Origin of the sequence: Streptomyces enissocaesilis (assembly GCF_039533765.1) — a bacterium.
GTDB lineage: Bacteria > Actinomycetota > Actinomycetes > Streptomycetales > Streptomycetaceae > Streptomyces > Streptomyces enissocaesilis.
The window spans coordinates 13,275-31,732 of the sequence record NZ_BAAAUD010000116.1; the positions used below are offsets into that span (position 1 = coordinate 13,275).

Consider the following 18,458-nt stretch of genomic DNA (forward strand, 5'->3'; position numbering starts at 1 on the left):
ACCACATACCTGCTCACTCCACCGGACGCCCCTCTCGCGCCGGTTCCCTGGACCCGCACCTGCCGGCCAGGCATGGCAGGGTTACCCCACAGGTGCTGGCCGAGTCGGCGCAGCGGGAGCATCTCCATTTCGAGGAATACGGCTTCACGAACCTGAAGTTCGCCGTCAAACACCACGATCCGCTGACGGCACTGCCGGTCGGCCAGGCCAGAGCCGGCTGCCACAGCTTGTCCTCGCTCGGCCCGCCCCCGCGGATTGTCGATCATTTCCTGTCACGGCTGCGGACACCCAGGCCGGCATCGACCGGCTCACCGCCCGTGGCGAGGCCGTCTTCGAGGATTTCCCGCACCCGCGCGTTGACGTCATGGGCCGCGTCGTCAACGGTCCCGGCAAGGTGCGTGATACGGCCATCGATGTCTCCTGCGGCAACGGCAAGGGACAGGTCATCGTACGGGGCGAGGTAGTGGCCAACGTTCACGAATCCGCGTCGTTGCAGCCCCTCGGACGAGGGACTCAAACTGACCGGCACCCCCGCCGCCCCCTGCCTGCACCCGTCCCGTCGGCCATGGCCGGAAGAACGGAGGAGCGATGACCACCACCGTCCCACGGCCGCCCACCGCACAGCACAGCAGTATCGAGAAGATCCTGCACACCTTCCTCAGTTCCCCCCACTTCACCGACCCCGAACTCGTTCGAGCCTCCAGCCTGTTGCGCGACTTCGTCCTGAACGGTGGCACGCGGATCCGGCCGACCCTGTGCTGCATCGGCTACAGCGCGGTCACCGGCCGGGACCCGACGGTGCCGGTCCTGCGCGCGGCAGCCTCCCTCGAACTCTTCCACGCCTTCGCCCTCATCCACGACGACGTCATGGACCAGTCCGCCGTCCGCCGCGGCGCCCCCACTCTCCAGCACAGCCTCAGCCCGGACGGCACCGTGCACGACGGGATCTCCCGGGCCATCCTGGTCGGCGACATCGCCTTCGCCTGGTCCGACCAGATCCTGCACTCCAGTGGCCTGAGCCCCCAGCAACTGCAGGACGTGCGGCCCATCGTGAACGCAATGCGCACCGAAGTCATGGGCGGCCAGTACCTCGATGTGGCCGCTGCGGGCCAGGACGGCCGTGACCTGTCGGCGGCGGTGCGCGTCATCCGCCACAAGACCGCCAAGTACACCATCGAGCGCCCGCTTCACCTCGGTGCCGCCCTGGGGGGTGCCACCTCGCAGCAGCTGCAGACGCTGAGCGACTGCGCCCTCCCGCTGGGTGAGACTTTCCAACTGCGCGACGACCTGCTGGGCGTGTTCGGCGACCCGGCCGTCACAGGGAAATCCCGCCTGGACGACCTGCGCGAGGGCAAACGCACCGTGCTGATGGCGCTCGCCCTGCGCGACGCCGCCCCCGCCCACCAGCTGCGCTTGCAGGCCCTGTGGGGAAAATCGGACCTGACCGAGGGCGAAGCCGAACAGATCCGCAACATCCTCATCGTCTGCCACACCCGCAAGCAGGTCGAAGCCATGATCGAGCAGCGGCGGCGGCAGGTCCTCACCGGCCACGACGGATGCAGCTCCCTGACGCCGGAGGGGCTCGCCCAGTTGTGCCAGCTCGCCGACTCGGCCACCCGGAGGACCTGGTGAACAACCACCACGTGCGACCGCCCCATGGGCAAGGAGTGATGAGCGTGCGCACCGTCGAAGGATCCGCCGAGCACGTCGTGGTCATCGGGGCGGGACTGGCAGGACTTGCGAGTGCTCTGCACCTGGCCGGAGCCGGCCGCACGGTCACCGTCCTGGAGCAGGGCTCCCAGCCCGGCGGCAAAGCAGGGGTGTTCACCCGGGGCGGCTACACCTTCGACAACGGGCCCACCGTCCTCACCATGCCCGACCTCATCCGCCAGACCTTCACCGCGGTCGGCGAGAACATGGACGACCACCTGGAGCTCCTGCCCGTCCACCCCGCCTACCGGGCCCGCTACCACGACGGGAGCGGCCTCGACGTCCACACCGATCCCGAGGCGATGGCCCAGGAGATCGCCACGGTGTGCGGGGCCCGCGAAGCAGCCGGCTACCGGCGCCTGCACAGCTTCCTCCACGACCTGTACACCGCGGAGTTCGACCACTTCATCGACCGCAACATCGACAGCCCCCTGCACCTGTCCCTGCCCGCACTGGGGCGCCTGGCCGCCATGGGGGCGTTCCGCACCATGGAAGGCAAGATCCGCCAGTACCTTCACGATCCCCGTACGGTAAGGCTGTTCTCCTTCCAGGCCCTGTACGCAGGAGTCGCCCCGCACCGGGCTCGTGCCCTGTACGCGATCATCTCCTACATGGACACCGTCGCCGGGGTGTTCTTCCCCAAGGGTGGCATGCACGCCGTGCCCCGGGCCATGGCGCAGGCAGCCGAACGCCACGGCGCCACCATCCGCTACGACACCGCCGTCGAACGCGTCGAGACGACCCTGCACGGCCGTGCCCGCGCGGTCCTCACCACAGACGGAGAACGCATTCCCGCCGACGCGGTCGTCGTCACCGCCGATCCCTCCCTGGCCTTCCCCCAGCTCCTGGGCCGCACCCCGGCCAGGGTGCGGAGGCTGCGCCACGCACCGTCGTGTGTTTTGCTGCTGGCAGGCGCCGCGGACCACGGCCCGCGTCCGTCCCGGCCCCCGGCCCACCACACGATCCACTTCGCACGTTCCTGGAGGCGCGGATTCCAGGAGATCATCCGCGACGGCCGCCCCATGAGCGACCCCTCGTTCCTGGTCAGTACGCCCACCCTCACCGACCCCACCCTGGCACCCGAGGGGCACCACAGCCACTACGTGCTCTTCCCCACCCCCAACCTGAGCACCGGGCCGGTGAACTGGGAGCGCCACAGCCCCCGTTACCGCGAGGAGATCCTGGCCACCCTGGACGCCCACGGCTACCACGACCTGGCCCGACACCCGCAGGCGGAACACCTGATCACCCCCCGTGAGTGGGCGCAGCGAGGTTGCCCGGCCGGTACTCCCTTCAGCGCCGCCCACACCTTCTTCCAGACCGGCCCCTTCCGCACCCGCAACCTCGTGGGCGAGAACATCGTGCTCGCCGGAGCGGGCACCCACCCGGGCGTCGGCATCCCCATGGCCCTCATCAGCGGCCGTCTGGCAGCCGAGCGCGTCACCGGCCCCGTCCGCCGGCGCCCGCACACCCCGGCAGGAGCCATCCGGTGAACCCCGACCGGTACCCCGTCGACCGGCGCATCCTGGACGCCGCAGGCATCCACACCCCCCAGCTCCGCAGGGCCTACGCCTACTGCCGTCGCCTGCACGCCCGCCACGGGCGCACCTACTACCTCGCCACGCTGCTCCTGCCGCCGGCCAAACGCCCCTACGTACACGCCCTGTACGGGTTCGCCCGTTACGCGGACGAGATCGTCGACAACGAACCGAACGCCACCCGCGGCCCTCACTTCGCGCGCTGGTCCGCACAGGCCCTGGAGAGCGTCACCGCGGGCACCACCACCGATCCCGCCGTCCTGGCGCTGCGGGACACCATGCGCCGCTGGGACATCCCCCTCGCACACATCACCGCGTTCATCACGTCGATGGAAGCGGACCTGACCGTCACCGACTATCCGACCATCGAGGACCTCAACGGGTACATGTACGGGTCGGCGGCAGTCATCGGCCTGCAGATGGTGCCCCTGCTGGAGCCGCTGTGCCCCGAGGCGTACCCCCGCGCACCGGCGATGGGGGAGGCATTCCAGCTCAGCAACTTCATCCGCGACGTCGCCGAGGACCTCGCCCGTGGCCGCGTCTACCTCCCCGCCCAGGACCTCGTCCAGTACGGAGTCACCCGCGCCGACCTCGCCCGCATCAGGACCAACCGGGCCGTGCGCGAACTCCTTCGCTTCGAGATCGACCGCACCCGCAAGCGGTACGCCTACGCCGTCGGCGGCATCCGCATGCTCCACCCCTCTAGCCGCCCCTGCATCGAAACCGCCTACACCCTCTACAGCGGCATCCTCGAAGCCGTCGAGGACGCCGACTACGAAATCCTCGACCGACGCGTCCACGTCGGCCTGTCCACCCGGCTCAAAGTGGCCCTGCCCGCCTACGCCCGGGCCCGCCGACTGCGGAGGAGCGCGGCATGACGTACCTGCAGTTCCTCGCCATCTTCCTCGCACCCCCGCTGCTGGTCACCGCACTTCTCGCCAGGTACGCGCGCCGGTCCCCGGCAGCCGACCCTCGGCTGTGGCGGACAGGTCTGAGCGTCCTGGCCCTGCTGTGGGTGGCCGCCTGGATCTGGACCACTCCCTGGGACAGCTGGATCATCCACCGCGGCGTGTGGACCTACCCCGAGGGCCGTGTGTTGGCCACGCTCTTCCGTATCCCGCTGGAGGAGTACGTGTTCATGGCCGCCCAGACCCTGACGGTGGGGCTGTGGACCCTGTGCCGCATCTCTGTCACCCCGGCCACCACCCGCGGGAGTGGCAACAGCCGCCGCCCGCGCGCGCTTTGGGGCGGCGCCTGGCTGCTCGCTGCCGCGGTCGGCACGGTCCTGGCCCTCCAACACCCCTCCGGCACCTACCTCGGCTCGATGCTCCTGTGGTTCGGGCCCCTCCTCACCGTGCAGAACCTGGTCGGCGCCGATGTCCTGCGCGACTGCCGCCGGGTGCGCCTGAGCAGTCTGCTGCCCGTCGTCGGCTACCTCTGGGTGGCCGACCGCATCGCGATCGGACTCGACATCTGGCGCATCTCCACCACCCGTACCTACGGCCCCACCATGCTCGGCCTGCCGCTGGAAGAAGCCGCCTTCTTCCTCCTCACCAGCCTGCTCGTGACCAACGGCCTCGTCCTGGCCGCCCACCCCCGGATCCAGCAGCGCATCCACCTCGCTCCGGCGGCCCGCGACCTGCGAGTGCAGGTGGCGCCATGACACCTCTCGACTCCGCCGTCCCGCGTACGAGCCCGTTCCTGCAAGGCGCCTTCGCTCCCGTCCACCACGAGAGCACCGCACACCACCTCCCTCACACGGGGCACCTGCCGCCTCAGCTCGACGGCCTGTTCACGCAGATTGGCCCCACCCCGTTGCGTCCGCCCCGGCACACGGCCATCGACCGTTATCCGTGGTTCACCCAGGACGGACTGGTCTGCGGAGTACGGATCGAGAACGGCCGGGCACGGTGGTACCGCAATCGCTGGATCCGTTCCCGGCGCGCCAGCCGCGCCCTGGGCGAGAAGCGTCCGCCCGGGCCCCGGCACTTTCCCATTGACACCGTCCACACCAACCTGGTCGCCCACAACGGCCTGCTCCTGGCACTCGTCGAAACCGGTTGCCTGCCCGCCCGCCTCAACAGCCACCTCGACACGGTCGAGTACACCGATCTCGCCGGGCGCCTGCCCCGCGGGTTCTCCGCCCACCCCAAACTCGACCCCGCCACCGGCGACCTGCATGTCGTGGCGTACTCACCCCTGCGCACCTGGGCCGAGTACCTGGTCCTCGCCCCCGACAGCACCGTCCTGCACACCACCCGCATCCCGCTGGGCGGCCGGCCGATGCTCCACGACATCGCGCTCGCCCCGCACCACGTCCTGTTCTTCGACGCCCCCGTCCGCTTCACCTACACCGCCGCCGTCCGCGGTGCCTTCCCGTACCGCTGGCACGAGGCACACCAGACCCGCATCGGCGTCCTGCCACGCCCCGGCACACCCGGCGGCCTGCGCTGGTTCGACGTCCCCTCCGGGTTCGTCTTCCACACCGTGAGCGCCCATGAACCCACCCCCACCACAATCGAACTCACCGCGATCCGCTACGACCGGCTCTTCGACGGCACCACAGAGGACCCGCTCACCGGGCAGGGCAACCTCTGGGTCTGGACCCTGGACCTGACCACCGGACACGTTCGCGAATCCCAGCTCGCCGAACGCCCCCACGAACTGCCCCGCAGCGACCCCCGACGGCTGGGACAGGCACCCCGCTACTACTACGCCGTCACCGCGGACAGCCGCCACGCCCTCGACACCCACCAACCGGACGCCCTCCTCAAGCACGACTTCGGGACGGGCACCCTCCAGCTGCGCAAGCTCCCGTACGGAAGTACCGCGGCGGAGGCCGTCTTCGTCCCCGCCGACGGGAGCACCGCCGAGGACAACGGCTGGCTCCTCTACTTCGAACACCACGAAACGTCCGCCACCAGCACTCTGGTGTGCCTCAACGCCCAGGACATGGCGGGCGATCCGGTGGCCGTCATCGATCTTCCCGCCCGCGTTCCCCTGGGCTGCCACAGTTCCTGGATCTCCACGAGCGACCTCACCCACACCGACACGGCCGCGCGGACCTGGCCGCTCCCGCCCGCCGACTGACCCCTTCCCCTCTCCGCCAAGGAGCGGCATGAGCACAGCCATCAAAATCGCGCAACGAGTCATGAGCGGAAAGACTTTCAGGACCTTCGCCCCCTCCATGGCCCCCGCCCTGGACCGGCTCGTCTTCCGCCTCACCCGCGGCAAACGCATGTTCCTCACCTCCGCACGCCCCGAGGTAGGCATCATGCTCACCACCGTGGGCGCCCGCAGCGGCGGGCCGCGCACCACGCCGCTGGTCTGCATGCCGGAAGGCCCCGACGGCCCCTGGATCGTCGTCGGCAGCAACTTCGGCAAGGCCCACCACCCGGCCTGGACCGCGAACCTCATCAAGACCCCCCGGGCCACCATCGGCTGGAAGGGACGCTCCCACACCGTGGAGGCCCTTCTCCTGCAAGGAGCCGAGCGCGAGGCGACCTGGCAGGCCGTCACCGAGTCCTGGCCGCCCTACGCCGTGTACCAGCAACGCTCCGGCAGGCAGCTGCGCCTCTTCCGCCTGCGACCTCTTGCTCCCGTGCGGACGGAGCAGCCGTGAAGCAGCGAGTACCGGTGTCCGTAGCCGTCATCGGCGCCGGGGTTTCCGGCCTGTGCATGGGCCTGAAACTCAAGGCGGCCGGCATCGAGGACTTCGTCATCTACGAGAAGGCCGACGACATCGGGGGAGTCTGGCGCGACAACACCTACCCCGGGCTGTCCTGCGACGTCCCCTCCCGCACCTACTCCTACTCCTTCGCCCCCAACCCCCAATGGAGCGCCTACTTCTCCGACGGGTCCGAAATCCTCCAGTACCTGCGGACGGTCGCCGCCGATCACGGACTGCGCCCCCACCTGCGTACGGGCACCGAAGTCACCAAAGCGACTTTCGTCGGCAGCCGATGGATCCTGGAGACCTCCACCGGTGAGACGCGGGAGGTCGACTTCCTCCTGTGCGCCACCGGGCTGCTCGTCCAGCCGACCGTGCCGGACCTGCCAGGGCTCGACTCGTTCCGGGGCCGGCTCTTCCACTCGGCCCGCTGGGACCACTCCGCACCCACCGCCGGCCAGAAGATCGCCGTCATCGGCACCGGCTCCACCGGCGTCCAACTCACCTGCGCACTCACCCCTCAGGCACAACGGCTCATGCTCTTCCAGCGCACCCCCCAGTGGGTCTTCCCGAAGCCCAACAAACGCATCTCGGCCGTGGCGAAGGCAGCTCACCGGCGATGGCCCGTCATCGCCCGCCTCACCGACCCCCTCTGGCGTCTCGCCTTCGAGAAGACCGTCAGCCAGGCGACCGTCGCACCCGGCTGGCAGCGCACCCTCCTCACCCACGGCTGCCGCCTCGTCCTGCGGCAGATCCGTTCCCCCGACCTGCGCCGGCGCATGACCCCCGACCACCCACCGCTGTGCAAACGCCTCGTGGTCGCCAGCGGCTTCCACCGCGCTGTACAGCAACCCCACGTCGACGTCATCAGCACGAAGATCGAACGCATCACTCCGCACGGCATCCGCACCGAGGACGGGCACGAACACGAAGCCGACCTCATCGTGCTGGCCACCGGCTTCCGCGCAGACGCCTACATGCGCCCCCTCCACATCACCGGACCCGACGGACACACACTCGAACAGGAATGGAGCCGGGGACCGCGCGGATACCGGACCGTCGCCCTGCCCGGATTCCCCAACCTCTTCACGCTCGTCGGCCCCAACAGCCCCTTCTCCAACGAAGCGGTCATCCGTACCGCCGAAACCCAGGCCGACTACATCCTGAAATGGCTCGACCTCTTCACCCAAGGCACGATCTCCCGGACGACCCCCACCCGGGAAGCCACCGACGCCTTCAACACCGCCGTCGCCACCGCCCTCCCCGCCACCACCTTCACCGGCTGCACCTCCTGGTACCAGGACCAGAACGGCATCCCCCTGGTCTGGCCCTGGCCCGTCCGCGAGCACCGCACCCTGCTCTCCCGCATCGAACTCGCCGACTTCCATACGCTGCCCGGCCCCCACGCCGCACCCACTGCGCAGGAACAGCCGTGACCACCTCCCACAACCCGATCTGCCCCAACCACACCGGCGGCACCTGCCTGGCAGCCACCCCGCGCGACCCTGTGGACGTGACGCTGCTGTTTCTCCACGGCATGGGCGTCACCGCCCGTTCCTGGGACCAGGTCAGACAGCGGCTCCCAGCCGACTGGCGCACCGTCGCCTACGACCAACGAGGCCACGGCCACTCCGCGTTCGGCCTGCTCCCACCCACCGGCCTCGCCCAACTGGGCGCCGACCTCGCCGACATCCTCACCCACCCCGGCAGTTGCCTGCCCGGCCCCGTGGTCCTCGTCGGCCACTCCGCCGGCGGGATCGTCCTCATGCACTGCGCGGCCACACACCCGGACCTCTTCGGCACACGCGTCGTGGGTGCCGTCCTGCTCAGTACGACAGCTGCCCCCGTCGACCTGACCTGCGGTGTGAAAGGCCCCGCAGGGCTCCTCCTCGGCCGTTTGTTTCTCCAGGCCGCCGGTGCGCCGCCGGACAGAATCACGGCGCGGACCTCCCTCGCCGTACGCCTGTCCTCGCTGCTCGTACGGATCATGACCAGGAGCCGCTGGCCGCTCTACGGGCACGCATCGACACCTGCGACCCGCCGCGCCTGCTCCGAGATGATCAGCGCCACCGAACCGGCGACCCTCAGCGCGCTCCTGCACCAACTGTCCGCGAACCGAGGCCCCGAACCGACCGGTTTGTCCCGTGTCCCCGTTCTCATCGGCGTGGGCAGCGAGGACAGGCTGACACCTCCCTCCCACAGCAGAGACCTCGCCCGGCGACTGCCCCACGCCCACCTGTTCACGGCCCCACGAGCGGGCCATGTGCTGCCGCTGGAAGCCCCGGATCTCGTCACACGCAAGATCCGAGACCTGCTTCCCCTGCCGCGACGGGAATGACCGAGCCGAGGACCGCGGACGCCGGGCCTGACCGGCGCACCCGGGAGGCCGGCGCGGGCTCAGCCGGGTGCCCTCCGGTGAGCTGCTGCCGGTGGGCACAGCCGGGGGAAGAGCCGCGATGAGGCTTCCCCTTGATGTTGGACATCTGGAGACCGGGACGTGAGGTTCCAGAGGAAGTAGTGCCGGGTGGGAAGTAAGAGCAACCGCAGCAGGCGGTACTCGGAGGAGTTCAAGCGCGACGCGGTCGCGCTGGTCCGTTCCTCCGGCAGGACCGTCACCGAGGTGGCCCTGGAGATCGGGGTCAGCGCCGAGGGACTGCGCAACTGGATCAGGCAAGAACATGCCCTCGCAGCGTAAGCATCGCGTGTCTCCAGCAGTCCGTATCGCAAGCCGGCTCGCGTCTTTCGGGGCAGAGGTGGCGAACTGGCGGGGTTTCAGCCGGTAGGTCCCGCCTCTCTCTCCAGCGCTGACAGCCCCTCCAGCCACAGCCGTGGCAGTTCCTGGCCCTCCGCGAACGCGCGGTCGTGGACGACGGTGATCCGCCGGATCGCCGCATACCCGGTGAGGCAGACGAAGCACAGCAGGCCGCGGGGCAGGGCGGTGAACATGGCCGCCGCGGTGACACGGTCGCGGGGGAGGCCGATCTCCGCCGCGAAGGACACGTTGCTGACGTAGACCGGAGCGCCGGGGGGCAACATCATCGGCATGATGAGGCGTTCCGCCAGGGGCGTCGGCACCACTCGGAAAAGCAGGCGGGCGGCGTCGCGGCGGCCTTCGCGGGTGGCTTGCGTGGTCTCGTGGCGCAGGCGGCGCAACTGAACCGCGGGCTCGGGCGTGTCGCAGGGCAGGGCGAGCCGCATGGCCGCCAGGTGGTTGCCGGGATGCCGTTCCTCTCCCGCCCGTCGGGTGGACATGGGCATCAGAGCGGGCAGGGGAGGGGCCGGCGCGGCGGAGGTGCGGGCCCACAGGGCCTGGAAGGCCCGGGTGAGGGCTGCCAGGTAGACGACGTTGACCGTCACGTCCCATGTGCGTGCCAGGGCCTTGAGCCTCGCCACGGGGGCGTCGGCGTGGCCGAGTTCGAGCTGCCCGGTGGGCGGGACGCACAGTCCGGGCCAGGTGCGCGGGGCGCGGTGTGCGGCGACCAGGTCCGTCAGTGCGTTCCGAAAGGCGGCCGCAGAGGGGCGGGAGGGGACATGGAGGAGGGGCCCCGGGGCCGGGCCTGTGCCCGTGCCCAGCAACGCCGCCACGGTGTGCGCCGCTCCCACGCCGTCGTGCAGTCCGTGGTGGATGCGGAAGCACAGTTGGTAGGAGTCCGGTGTCGTGTGGTGCAGCAGCCACAGGTCCCATGGCGGCCGGCCGCCGGTGGGCAGCGGGGTCTGCAGGATGTGCGGGCCGGCGCGCCCTGCCGGCACGGTCGCTTCCTTCACGTGCGCGGACACCCGCACCGCCGGGTCGCGCCGGGGGCCTTCGGATGCCGGCCCCGGGTGCCGGTGCAGTACGGGAAGATCCGGCAGGCGTGCGCTGACCCGGGCCCGCAGTTCCTCAATGGTGGGCGCGGTGCCCTTCACGTCGAGGAGGCAGCCCATCGGGAGGTTTCCGCCGGGGGCGGAGTGGAGGAAGAAGCGGTCGACCGCGGCGGCGGCGGGCCGCGGCTTCACGAGCGCTCCAGCAGTGGCCGGGGCGGGCACGGATGCGCCGGGTCCGGCGGTGGTGCCAGGGCGGCGCGCAGGTAGGTGTCGGTGAGGGGTGCCGGGGCGGACAGGTGCCCGGTGGCCGCCTCGAAGGCGGCACGCTCGTAAGTGCGTTGCAGACCGGTGTAAGCATGCGTGCCCTGGCTGGCGCGCAGCAGCAGCGATTCGAGGGCGGTGGGCTGGAACCGTTCGCCGGTCATCGACAACCGGATCCCGGGCAGGTGGTGTTCCACCGCCTGGACGACGGCGCCGACGCGTGTCCCCCGCGGGTGGACGACATGGAAGGTGTGCGCCTTTCCCACCTGCTTTTGTGGCCGGGAGCAGGCGATGTGGACCATCGCCTCGCTCGCGTACTCCACTTGGAGGAGGTTCACTTCGGCTTCCGGATCCCCGCTGAGGCGCAGGGACAGTGGTGGGCGCGCAGGCGTGGTCTCATCGGCCGAGTGGGCCGCGCTGTCGGTGAGGTAGGTGCGCAGCTGCCCGAGCCCGGCGCCCACGGCGGCCAGCGTGTGGCGCGGGCCTTTCGCGGCGAGGGGGCGGTCGCTCACCAGGACACTGGGCCGCAGGACGGCGGTGGGGCGGCCGGTCTCGGCCGCGTACCGGTGCACCAGCCGTTCGGCGTGGAACTTGGATTCCTCATACGGGGTCAGGAACTCTTCTTCGCCGAGTTCGTCCTCCGGGACGCACACACCGGTACGGGCCCCGGCGACGTAGGCGGTACTGGTGTGCAGGAACCTGGTGCGGGCGTTGGAGGCGGCCAGCTTCAGGATGTTCCGGGTGCCCTCGACGTTGACGCGGCGCAGCCTGTCGGCCGGCGCGTCGAGTTCGATGCAGCCGGCCAGGTGCCACAGCACGTCCGTGCGGCGGGCGAGGGCGGCGTACTGCGGGTGGGACAGGCCGAGGTGTTCGTCCTCCAGCGTGATGCGGAGGGGGCGTACCCGGGAGTCGAAGTCCTCCGGCACGGCACACCCGGTGGCGGCGACGGCGGTTTTGAGGCGATGGGCGGCTACGTCGTCGGGGTCGCGGCCGAGGGCCACGACCTCCACGGCGGGGTCCCGGAGGAGGCGGGCCAGTACATGGGAGCCCAGGAAGCCCGTCGCTCCGGTGAGAGTGATCAACATGTCGGGATCTCCACGCGATGAGAAGGGTGGGACAGCAGGCGCGACAACACGAGGAACAGGGGCGGCCGGCCGATGCCGCCGCATGGCGAGTCCGTCGCACACCATCTCCCCGGTGCTGCCGAGGGGCGTGCGGTACGGCCTGGTGGTCAGGGGGTTCTGCGGTGCGCCGCCCACCAGCCCACGGCAACGGCGGCGATCAGGGTGCGCACACCGTGGCGCAGGCGGGCGTCCATCCGGTTCTCGACCAAGGACAGCTTCCGCTGCACCGCGTTGGTCTGCACCGTCATGCTGCCGGTGGCCAGACTGTGGACGATGCTGCGCAGATCCCCCACGGCTGTCTGCGAGGCGGTGAACAACTCCATGAACGACTGCACGAGTTGCTCCTCGCTCACCGCCTCACGCGCGTACGCGAAGACGATCGTGCGCATCTGCTCGGTGAAGACATCGGTGACCGACAGCTGCGGGGCCAGGTAGCGCACGGAGCCCTCGATGTTGGCGAAGGACTTGCCGAGCAGGGCGATCATCGGGCTGGTCTGGATACCGCGTTGGGTGGAGTGGGCCAGCACGGCGCCGAGCGAGGAGCCGAAGTTGAGTCGTTCCAGGGAGGCGGCGGCGATCCGGGGGACCATGACGGCCATGTCCTGCTCGAAGCCGGGGAAGTCCGCCCAGGGCGTCGGGCGCCCCATGTCACCCCACGCGCGGGCGACCGTCTGGCCGTCGTTGCGCGCGAGTCCGAGGAGGACCTGGACCAGGGAGGTGCGCATCCGTCGGTCGACGCGTCCGACCATGCCCCAGTCGATGACGGTGGTGGGGCCGCCGGGACACACGAACACGTTGCCCGGGTGCGGATCGGCATGGAAGGTGCCGCTGACGAAGTAGCCGCGGTACATGAAGGCCAGCAGCTGCGTGCCGATGGCCGCTTTCTCCTCGTCCTTGAACGCGGTGGGATCCGCGTCCCGGATACTGGTGCCGGGGGCCATGGACTGGATGAGCACCCTGGGTGTGGCGTGCAGGACGTGCGGCACCTCGATGCCGGGGAAGCGCTCGGCGTCACCGCGCGCCTGATCCATGTTCGCGGCTTCCTGGGTGAAGTCGAGCTCGGAGCGCATTGCCTCGAACACGACACCCAGCATGGCGTCGACATCCATGGAAGCGCTGAAGACCGGAGCGCCCTTGCCCACCGTGCGCGCGGCGAACCTGAGCAGACGCATGTCGTCACGGAGAACGGCTTGGATACCGGGCCGCTGCACCTTCACCACCACGGCCCGGCCGTCATGCAGCACGGCCCGGTACGCCTGGGCGAGCGAGGCGGTGCCCAGGGGAGCACCACGGTCGAACTCCGCGAAGTCCGCCGCCCAGCCGGCACCCAGCTCCTCGGCGAGCACCCCGGCCATAGAGCCGAAGGGCACCACCGGGACGCGGTCGTGCAGGTTCTCCAGCTCCTTCGCCAGACTCGGGGGAACCAGATCGGGGCGCGTCGAAAGGATCTGCCCCATTTTGATGTAGAGCGGCCCCAGCCTCTCCAAGGCGCGACGGATCTCCACAACCCGCTCGTGCGTCCGCCCTTGTCCCTCCTGCGCCGCCCGCCCGCCTCCGGGCAGCTCCCGCACCGCAAGCCGGGCGACGACCTGCGTCAGCAGCCGGGCGCGCCGGCGCATCACCGCTCCTCGTCCTCGTCCGCCCCGGCCTCCCGCCCGCCGTGGCGGTGCCCGTGCCGGCGCCCGGGCGAACACATGCCCCGCGGCAGACCGGCGGCGACGCGGTCGGCGACCACCTCCGCGAGTACGGAGATCGTGCAGTCCTGCCCCGTACGCTCATCCCGCACGCGAAACGGCCGGTCGGCCTGGAGGTCGCCCACCAGTTCCGGCAACAAGAGCGGGCGGCCGCTCCGCTCGTCGAACAAGCGCCCGTCAGGGTCCCGGCGCAGTTGCCGGCAGGCGGGCGTGAGCAGGACCGGCGGCGAGGGGGCCGGTGCTTCTGCGCCGCGCGGGGGGAAAAGGCTCATTCCGTACGTTCCTGGGGCTTCTTGTGGCGGCGGGGGCCGGATTCCGCGGGCGCGCGCTCCGCCTCGGTCGCCAGCAGGCGTTCCACATCATGACCGAGTTCGCCCAGCCTGCTTTCGAGGCGGTCGAGAGCACGGCCGACGGAACCCTCACCCCTGGCGCGATCACGCTTGTTCCGGCGGCTGCCCCTGTCACGCTTCTTCGGAGAGACGATGCGGCTGCACGCCTTCCGTGAATCGCAATTCGCATCCCAGGTCCGTTGAATCACCTCGTCGAAAAGGTCGGCCGTATTGTCGACCAAATCCCCCAGAAGGCTCGGAATGCCTTCTTTCCTTTTCCTTGCCATGAGCGTTCCTCTCTTCTGCCACCGGGGGCTGATCAAAAAATTCCCGGCGTACGCGCCGCACAGAGAGCGGCAAGGATAAGATTCCCGCCGAGATTGCAGCAAAACGCGGTATCCGGCCGAACGCATGGTTACCTATTTCCCTGTTGCCTCCGGTACCCGCAGCACCCATAGGCGGCGACGCTTCAAGCCCCAGCGCCTGCACGCCGACAAGGCGTACGACATCCCCGAGCTGCGGAAATGGCTGCGGGGCAAGCGGATCGGCGTGCGTATCGCCCGCAAAGGCATCAAGTCCAGTGAACGCCTGGGACGCCGCAGACGGGTCATCGAGCGGGCCATGTCCTGGCTGACCGGCTACCGCCGGCTCAACCACCGCTACGAACGCACCCCCCGCAACTACCCGGCCTTTCTCCGCCTCGCCGCAGCCCTCTGCTGCTACAAACGACTCCTCGAACCCACCACACAGGACACGGTCTTACGGACCCCTCCGAAGCCCAGGACCAGAAACCCGAGCATCAAGAGCACCACTGCTGCCCCCGCCCGTCACCGGACACGTCGTAGCCAGCCATACGAGTCGGGCACTCGCCCGTACTGGATGTCGAGTACCCGCTCACGAAGTGCCAACGCGAGCTTGCCGGGGCCCCCCTCGCCGATCGAGAAGGCGTATCCGTCGCCTTTGATCCCAGTGACCGGGGTGATCACCGCGGCGGTACCCGTCGCGAACACTTCTGTCACAGTCCCGTCTGCGATCCCAGCGCGCAGTTCCGCGAAAGTCACTTGTCGCTCGACCGGCGTCAGGCCGAATTCGGAGGCCAGCGCCAGGGCGGTGTTGCGGGTAACGCCTTCAAGGATCGTGCCGAGCGCCGGCGTCACCAAGTCGCCTTGGGCTGTGACGAGGAAGAGGTTCATGGCGCCGGATTCCTCGATGCAGCCGTTCTCACCCGCGCCGTCCAGGTAGAGGACCTGGTCGCAGCCGTTCTGCTCGGCCTCGGCCTGGGCGGCCAGACTCGCACCATAGTTGCCCCCGCATTTCGTGGCGCCGGTGCCTCCGACGGCGGCGCGCGTGAAGGAGGTGCTCACCCACAGAGTCACACCCCCGTAGGCGAAGTACGGCTGCGCGGGGCAGGCGATCACCGAGTACACGACCCTCCGGGCCGGGCGTACCCCGAGAAATGCCTCTGCGGCGAACATGAACGGCCTGAGGTAGAGGCTCTCCTCTCCTGTCGGCTCCGGCACCCACGCCTCATCGGCACGGACCAGCGCCTCGACGCTCTCGAGGAAGTCTTCCTCCGACAGTGGCGGCAACCCCATCCGCTCCGCGGACCGTCTGAAGCGGCGTGCGTTGATTTCGGGCCGGAACAGCCAGATGCTCCCGTCCGCACGCCGGTACGCCTTCAGCCCCTCGAAGATCTCCTGGGCGTAGTGCAGGACGGCCGCGCTCGGATGGAGGGAGAACGGCTCGAGCGCCTGGACCTTGCGGTCATGCCAGCCCGCCTCCGGTGTCCAGTGGGCGAGGGCCATGTGATCGGTGAAATGCAGGCCGAATCCGGGTGCGGCCAGAATGGCGGCACGCTGGTCATCGGGTACCGGGGCGGCCGTGCGCGCCAGCGGGAACGCGGAAGTCATCCTCAACTCCAATGGTCGAAAAGCCCCGTGGGGATGTAGCTGGGGTACAGCTGGGGAGAGCACGTGGCGGGTGGGCTCAGACATCACTCAAGAGCACACTGGGACGCTCCACACAGTCCGCCACATAGCGCAGAAAGCCGCCGGCGACGCCTCCGTCGCACACCCTGTGGTCGAAGGTGAGGGAGAGCTGGGACACCTTGCGCACCGCGAGCGCGCCGTCGAGAACCCAGGGCTTTTCGGCGATGCGGCCGACGCCGAGGATCGCGGCCTCGGGGTGGTTGATGAGCGGCGTTGAGCCGTCGACCCCGAATACGCCGTAGTTGTTGAGCGTGAACGTGCCGCCGACCAGGTCCTTCGGTGGCAGCTTGCCGGCGCGGGCGAGCTCCGTCAGCCTGGACAGTTCGCCGGCCAGCTGGGCGGTCGTCATTCGATGGGCTCCGTGTACGACGGGGACCATCAGGCCGCGTTCCGCCTGGGCGGCGAAACCCAGGTGGATATCGGACAAACGGACGATCTCGCCGCGTTCGAGGTCCACCGTCGAGTTGAGCTCCGGGTACCTGCGGAGCCCGGCGACGCAGATGCGGGCCAACAGTGCCAGCAGGCCGATCCGTCGCGTCGGTTCGGCGGATTGCAGAGCCTTTCTGGCGTCGAGTAGTCCGGTGGCGTCTACATCGACCCAGGTGGTGGCGTGGGGGACTGCGCTGCTGCGGGCCAGTTTCTCCGCGACGGCCTTCCGCAGGCCGCGCAACGGGACACGTTCGTCGACGAGGGCCCGTCCCGCTTCCGCCGCGGGCGGACCGGCAGGCCGCGCGGCCTGTGCCATGGCCGCCTGCTCGACGTCACGGCGCAGGATGACCCCGTACGCCCCGCTCGGCCGCACCTTGGCGAGGTTCACGCCATGCCGCCGTGCCAGCGCTCGGACCAGGGGGGAGATCACCAGTGGTGCGGCTGCCGGGGCGCCGCCGCCGGCCTCGGCTGAGGGAGACGCCGTCCCCACAGGTGCGTCCGGTGACGCGGTCCGACGGCTGCGCCGACCACGCCCGGGGCCGGCCGGGCTCGTCCCATAGCCGACGAGGACGTTGCCGCTGCCGTCCTGTGAGGTTTCGCTGTGCTGTTCCGGAGCCGACGCAGCGGCGCCGAGCACTTCGGAAGAGCCACCGCCCACGGAGATCAGCGGTGCTCCCACCGGGAGCACCGCACCGACAGCGGCGTGGAGTTCCAGCACGGTCCCGGCGTACGGCACGGGCACCTCGACAGCGGCCTTCACCGTCTCGACCTCGACCACCACCTGATCGACCCCGACGAGATGGCCGGGAGCCACCCGCCACGCCACGACTTCCGCCTCGGTCAGCCCTTCGCCGAGGTCGGGCAGCCGGAACACCCTGGCTTCGGGCGCGGTGGTCATGAGGTCTCCGGCGCGAGGTACCGGACGTCCGGCTGGTCGTCGAACTGCAGACGGTGGACAGCGTCCAGCACCCGGTCCACGCCGGGCAGGTACGCGTGCTCCAGCTTCGGCGGCGGGTAGGGGATGTCGAAGCCGGCGACCCGCGACACCGGGGCCGCCAGCGAGTGGAAACAGCGTTCCTGTACGCGTGCCACGATCTCGGCGCCCACGCCCGCGAAGCCCTGTGCCTCCTGGACAACCACACAACGCCCGGTACGCCGCACCGCCGCCGTCACCGTCCCGTCGTCGAAGGGAACCAGCGAGCGCAGGTCCACCACCTCGACGTCGATGCCGCCCCGTGCCGCCTCTCCCGCAGCCTCGAGCGCGACGGGAACGGACGGCCCGTACGCGAGCAGTGTGACGTCCCCGCCCGGGCGCCGGACCACCGCTCGCCCGGCCGGCGCCGCGCCGCGCCGCTCCAGGTCGGCGTCCTGCTTGGACCAGTACAGTTTCTTCGGTTCCAAGAACACCACCGGGTCCGGATCGTGCACCGCGTCCCGCAGGAGCCAGTAGGCGTCCTCGACCGTGGCCGGGGTAACCACCTTCAGGCCGGGAGTGTGTGCGTAGTACGCCTCGCTGGAGTCGCTATGGTGCTCGACGCCGCCGATCCCGCCGCCGTAGGGGATGCGGATCACCATCGGCAGCGCGACCCGGCCCCGGGTACGGTTGCGCATCTTCGCCACGTGTGAGGCGATCTGCTCGAACGCCGGGTAGGCGAAGGCGTCGAACTGGAGCTCCACCACAGGCCGGAACCCGCCCATGGCCAGGCCGACCGCGAATCCCACGAGCCCCGATTCGGCCAGCGGCGTGTCGAAGCAGCGCTCCGCACCGAACTCGTCCCGCAGTCCGTCGGTGATGCGGAAGACGCCGCCGAGGCGGCCGACGTCCTCCCCGAAAGTCAGCACGCGCTCGTCCTCGCGCAACGCGTCCCGCAGTGCCGCGTTGAGAGCCTGCGCCATCGTCACCGTACCCAC

The 18,458-nt window shown here is 70.0% G+C and carries 18 protein-coding genes and 1 pseudogene; 10 read left to right on the plus strand and 9 right to left on the minus strand.

Annotated elements, in window-relative coordinates:
* Nucleotides 1–262 precede the first annotated feature (262 nt).
* Nucleotides 263–478, minus strand: coding sequence for a hypothetical protein (locus ABD374_RS34270; RefSeq protein WP_344501013.1), 216 nt, complete (start codon nt 476–478; stop codon nt 263–265).
* Nucleotides 479–588: 110 nt separating this feature from the next.
* Here ABD374_RS34270 and ABD374_RS34275 point away from each other — a divergent pair, with 110 nt between their 5' ends.
* The 9 genes from ABD374_RS34275 (at nt 589) to ABD374_RS34315 (ending at nt 9,613) form a co-directional block, all read left to right on the plus strand.
* Complete coding sequence (locus ABD374_RS34275) at nt 589–1,632, plus strand: polyprenyl synthetase family protein (RefSeq protein ID WP_344501015.1); 1,044 nt, start codon at nt 589–591, stop codon at nt 1,630–1,632.
* Between the two features lie 38 nt (nt 1,633–1,670).
* Nucleotides 1,671–3,203: a phytoene desaturase family protein gene (gene crtI / locus ABD374_RS34280; RefSeq protein WP_344501017.1), complete on the plus strand. Its 1,533-nt coding sequence runs from the start codon at nt 1,671–1,673 to the stop codon at nt 3,201–3,203.
* Nucleotides 3,200–4,126, plus strand: a complete 927-nt coding sequence (locus ABD374_RS34285) for a phytoene/squalene synthase family protein (protein ID WP_344501019.1) — start codon at nt 3,200–3,202, stop codon at nt 4,124–4,126. Before crtI ends, ABD374_RS34285 begins: the two co-directional genes overlap by 4 nt.
* Nucleotides 4,123–4,911, plus strand: a complete 789-nt coding sequence (locus ABD374_RS34290) for a lycopene cyclase domain-containing protein (RefSeq protein ID WP_344501021.1) — start codon at nt 4,123–4,125, stop codon at nt 4,909–4,911. The genes ABD374_RS34285 and ABD374_RS34290 overlap by 4 nt, the downstream gene beginning before the upstream one ends.
* A complete protein-coding gene (locus tag ABD374_RS34295; protein ID WP_344501023.1) occupies nt 4,908–6,338 on the plus strand; it encodes a carotenoid oxygenase family protein in 1,431 nt (476 codons plus the stop codon). The genes ABD374_RS34290 and ABD374_RS34295 overlap by 4 nt, the downstream gene beginning before the upstream one ends.
* 28 nt (nt 6,339–6,366) lie before the next feature.
* Nucleotides 6,367–6,870 carry a nitroreductase family deazaflavin-dependent oxidoreductase gene (locus ABD374_RS34300; RefSeq protein ID WP_344501025.1) on the plus strand — a complete coding sequence of 168 codons (504 nt, stop codon included), beginning with the start codon at nt 6,367–6,369 and terminating at the stop codon, nt 6,868–6,870.
* Nucleotides 6,867–8,354 carry a flavin-containing monooxygenase gene (locus tag ABD374_RS34305; protein WP_344501027.1) on the plus strand — a complete coding sequence of 496 codons (1,488 nt, stop codon included), beginning with the start codon at nt 6,867–6,869 and terminating at the stop codon, nt 8,352–8,354. Before ABD374_RS34300 ends, ABD374_RS34305 begins: the two co-directional genes overlap by 4 nt.
* The gene (locus ABD374_RS34310) at nt 8,351–9,256 is read left to right on the plus strand and encodes an alpha/beta fold hydrolase (RefSeq protein ID WP_344501029.1); all 906 of its coding nucleotides are present in this window, start codon (nt 8,351–8,353) and stop codon (nt 9,254–9,256) included. The genes ABD374_RS34305 and ABD374_RS34310 overlap by 4 nt, the downstream gene beginning before the upstream one ends.
* A gap of 186 nt (nt 9,257–9,442) precedes the next feature.
* Entirely contained in the window at nt 9,443–9,613 is a 171-nt protein-coding gene (locus ABD374_RS34315) for a transposase (RefSeq protein ID WP_344501031.1), read from the plus strand.
* A gap of 77 nt (nt 9,614–9,690) precedes the next feature.
* Here ABD374_RS34315 and ABD374_RS34320 read toward each other — a convergent pair whose 3' ends face one another.
* The 5 genes from ABD374_RS34320 to ABD374_RS34340 form a co-directional block, all read right to left on the minus strand.
* Nucleotides 9,691–10,914: a wax ester/triacylglycerol synthase domain-containing protein gene (locus tag ABD374_RS34320; protein ID WP_344501033.1), complete on the minus strand. Its 1,224-nt coding sequence runs from the start codon at nt 10,912–10,914 to the stop codon at nt 9,691–9,693.
* Nucleotides 10,911–12,068, minus strand: a complete 1,158-nt coding sequence (locus ABD374_RS34325) for an SDR family oxidoreductase (protein ID WP_344501035.1) — start codon at nt 12,066–12,068, stop codon at nt 10,911–10,913. The genes ABD374_RS34320 and ABD374_RS34325 overlap by 4 nt, the downstream gene beginning before the upstream one ends.
* A gap of 146 nt (nt 12,069–12,214) precedes the next feature.
* Nucleotides 12,215–13,726, minus strand: coding sequence for an ABC1 kinase family protein (locus tag ABD374_RS34330; protein WP_344501037.1), 1,512 nt, complete (start codon nt 13,724–13,726; stop codon nt 12,215–12,217).
* Complete coding sequence (locus ABD374_RS34335) at nt 13,726–14,073, minus strand: hypothetical protein (RefSeq protein WP_344501039.1); 348 nt, start codon at nt 14,071–14,073, stop codon at nt 13,726–13,728. The genes ABD374_RS34330 and ABD374_RS34335 overlap by 1 nt, the downstream gene beginning before the upstream one ends.
* A complete protein-coding gene (locus ABD374_RS34340) occupies nt 14,070–14,417 on the minus strand; it encodes a hypothetical protein (protein WP_344501041.1) in 348 nt (115 codons plus the stop codon). The genes ABD374_RS34335 and ABD374_RS34340 overlap by 4 nt, the downstream gene beginning before the upstream one ends.
* A gap of 166 nt (nt 14,418–14,583) precedes the next feature.
* Here ABD374_RS34340 and ABD374_RS34345 point away from each other — a divergent pair.
* Nucleotides 14,584–14,877, plus strand: a pseudogene (locus tag ABD374_RS34345) (transposase); the annotation flags it as partial.
* 80 nt (nt 14,878–14,957) lie between these two features.
* Here ABD374_RS34345 and ABD374_RS34350 read toward each other — a convergent pair.
* From ABD374_RS34350 to ABD374_RS34360, 3 genes are all read right to left on the minus strand, one after another.
* Nucleotides 14,958–16,040 carry a branched-chain amino acid aminotransferase gene (locus ABD374_RS34350; RefSeq protein ID WP_344501043.1) on the minus strand — a complete coding sequence of 361 codons (1,083 nt, stop codon included), beginning with the start codon at nt 16,038–16,040 and terminating at the stop codon, nt 14,958–14,960.
* Between the two features lie 76 nt (nt 16,041–16,116).
* Entirely contained in the window at nt 16,117–17,445 is a 1,329-nt protein-coding gene (locus ABD374_RS34355) for a dihydrolipoamide acetyltransferase family protein (RefSeq protein ID WP_344501045.1), read from the minus strand.
* Nucleotides 17,442–18,458: an alpha-ketoacid dehydrogenase subunit beta gene (locus ABD374_RS34360; RefSeq protein WP_344501047.1), complete on the minus strand. Its 1,017-nt coding sequence runs from the start codon at nt 18,456–18,458 to the stop codon at nt 17,442–17,444. The genes ABD374_RS34355 and ABD374_RS34360 overlap by 4 nt, the downstream gene beginning before the upstream one ends.

Bases quoted from the DNA above. Each gene is read 5' to 3' on its own strand.
- ABD374_RS34275 (WP_344501015.1), top strand. From the start codon at position 589: ATGACCACCACCGTCCCACGGCCGCCCACCGCACAGCACAGCAGTATC.
- crtI (WP_344501017.1), top strand. From the start codon at position 1,671: ATGAGCGTGCGCACCGTCGAAGGATCCGCCGAGCACGTCGTGGTCATC.
- ABD374_RS34290 (WP_344501021.1), top strand. From the start codon at position 4,123: ATGACGTACCTGCAGTTCCTCGCCATCTTCCTCGCACCCCCGCTGCTG.
- ABD374_RS34295 (WP_344501023.1), top strand. From the start codon at position 4,908: ATGACACCTCTCGACTCCGCCGTCCCGCGTACGAGCCCGTTCCTGCAA.
- ABD374_RS34300 (WP_344501025.1), top strand. From the start codon at position 6,367: ATGAGCACAGCCATCAAAATCGCGCAACGAGTCATGAGCGGAAAGACT.
- ABD374_RS34325 (WP_344501035.1), bottom strand. From the start codon at position 12,068: ATGTTGATCACTCTCACCGGAGCGACGGGCTTCCTGGGCTCCCATGTA.
- ABD374_RS34330 (WP_344501037.1), bottom strand. From the start codon at position 13,726: ATGCGCCGGCGCGCCCGGCTGCTGACGCAGGTCGTCGCCCGGCTTGCG.
- ABD374_RS34335 (WP_344501039.1), bottom strand. From the start codon at position 14,073: ATGAGCCTTTTCCCCCCGCGCGGCGCAGAAGCACCGGCCCCCTCGCCG.
- ABD374_RS34340 (WP_344501041.1), bottom strand. From the start codon at position 14,417: ATGGCAAGGAAAAGGAAAGAAGGCATTCCGAGCCTTCTGGGGGATTTG.
- ABD374_RS34350 (WP_344501043.1), bottom strand. From the start codon at position 16,040: ATGACTTCCGCGTTCCCGCTGGCGCGCACGGCCGCCCCGGTACCCGAT.
- ABD374_RS34355 (WP_344501045.1), bottom strand. From the start codon at position 17,445: ATGACCACCGCGCCCGAAGCCAGGGTGTTCCGGCTGCCCGACCTCGGC.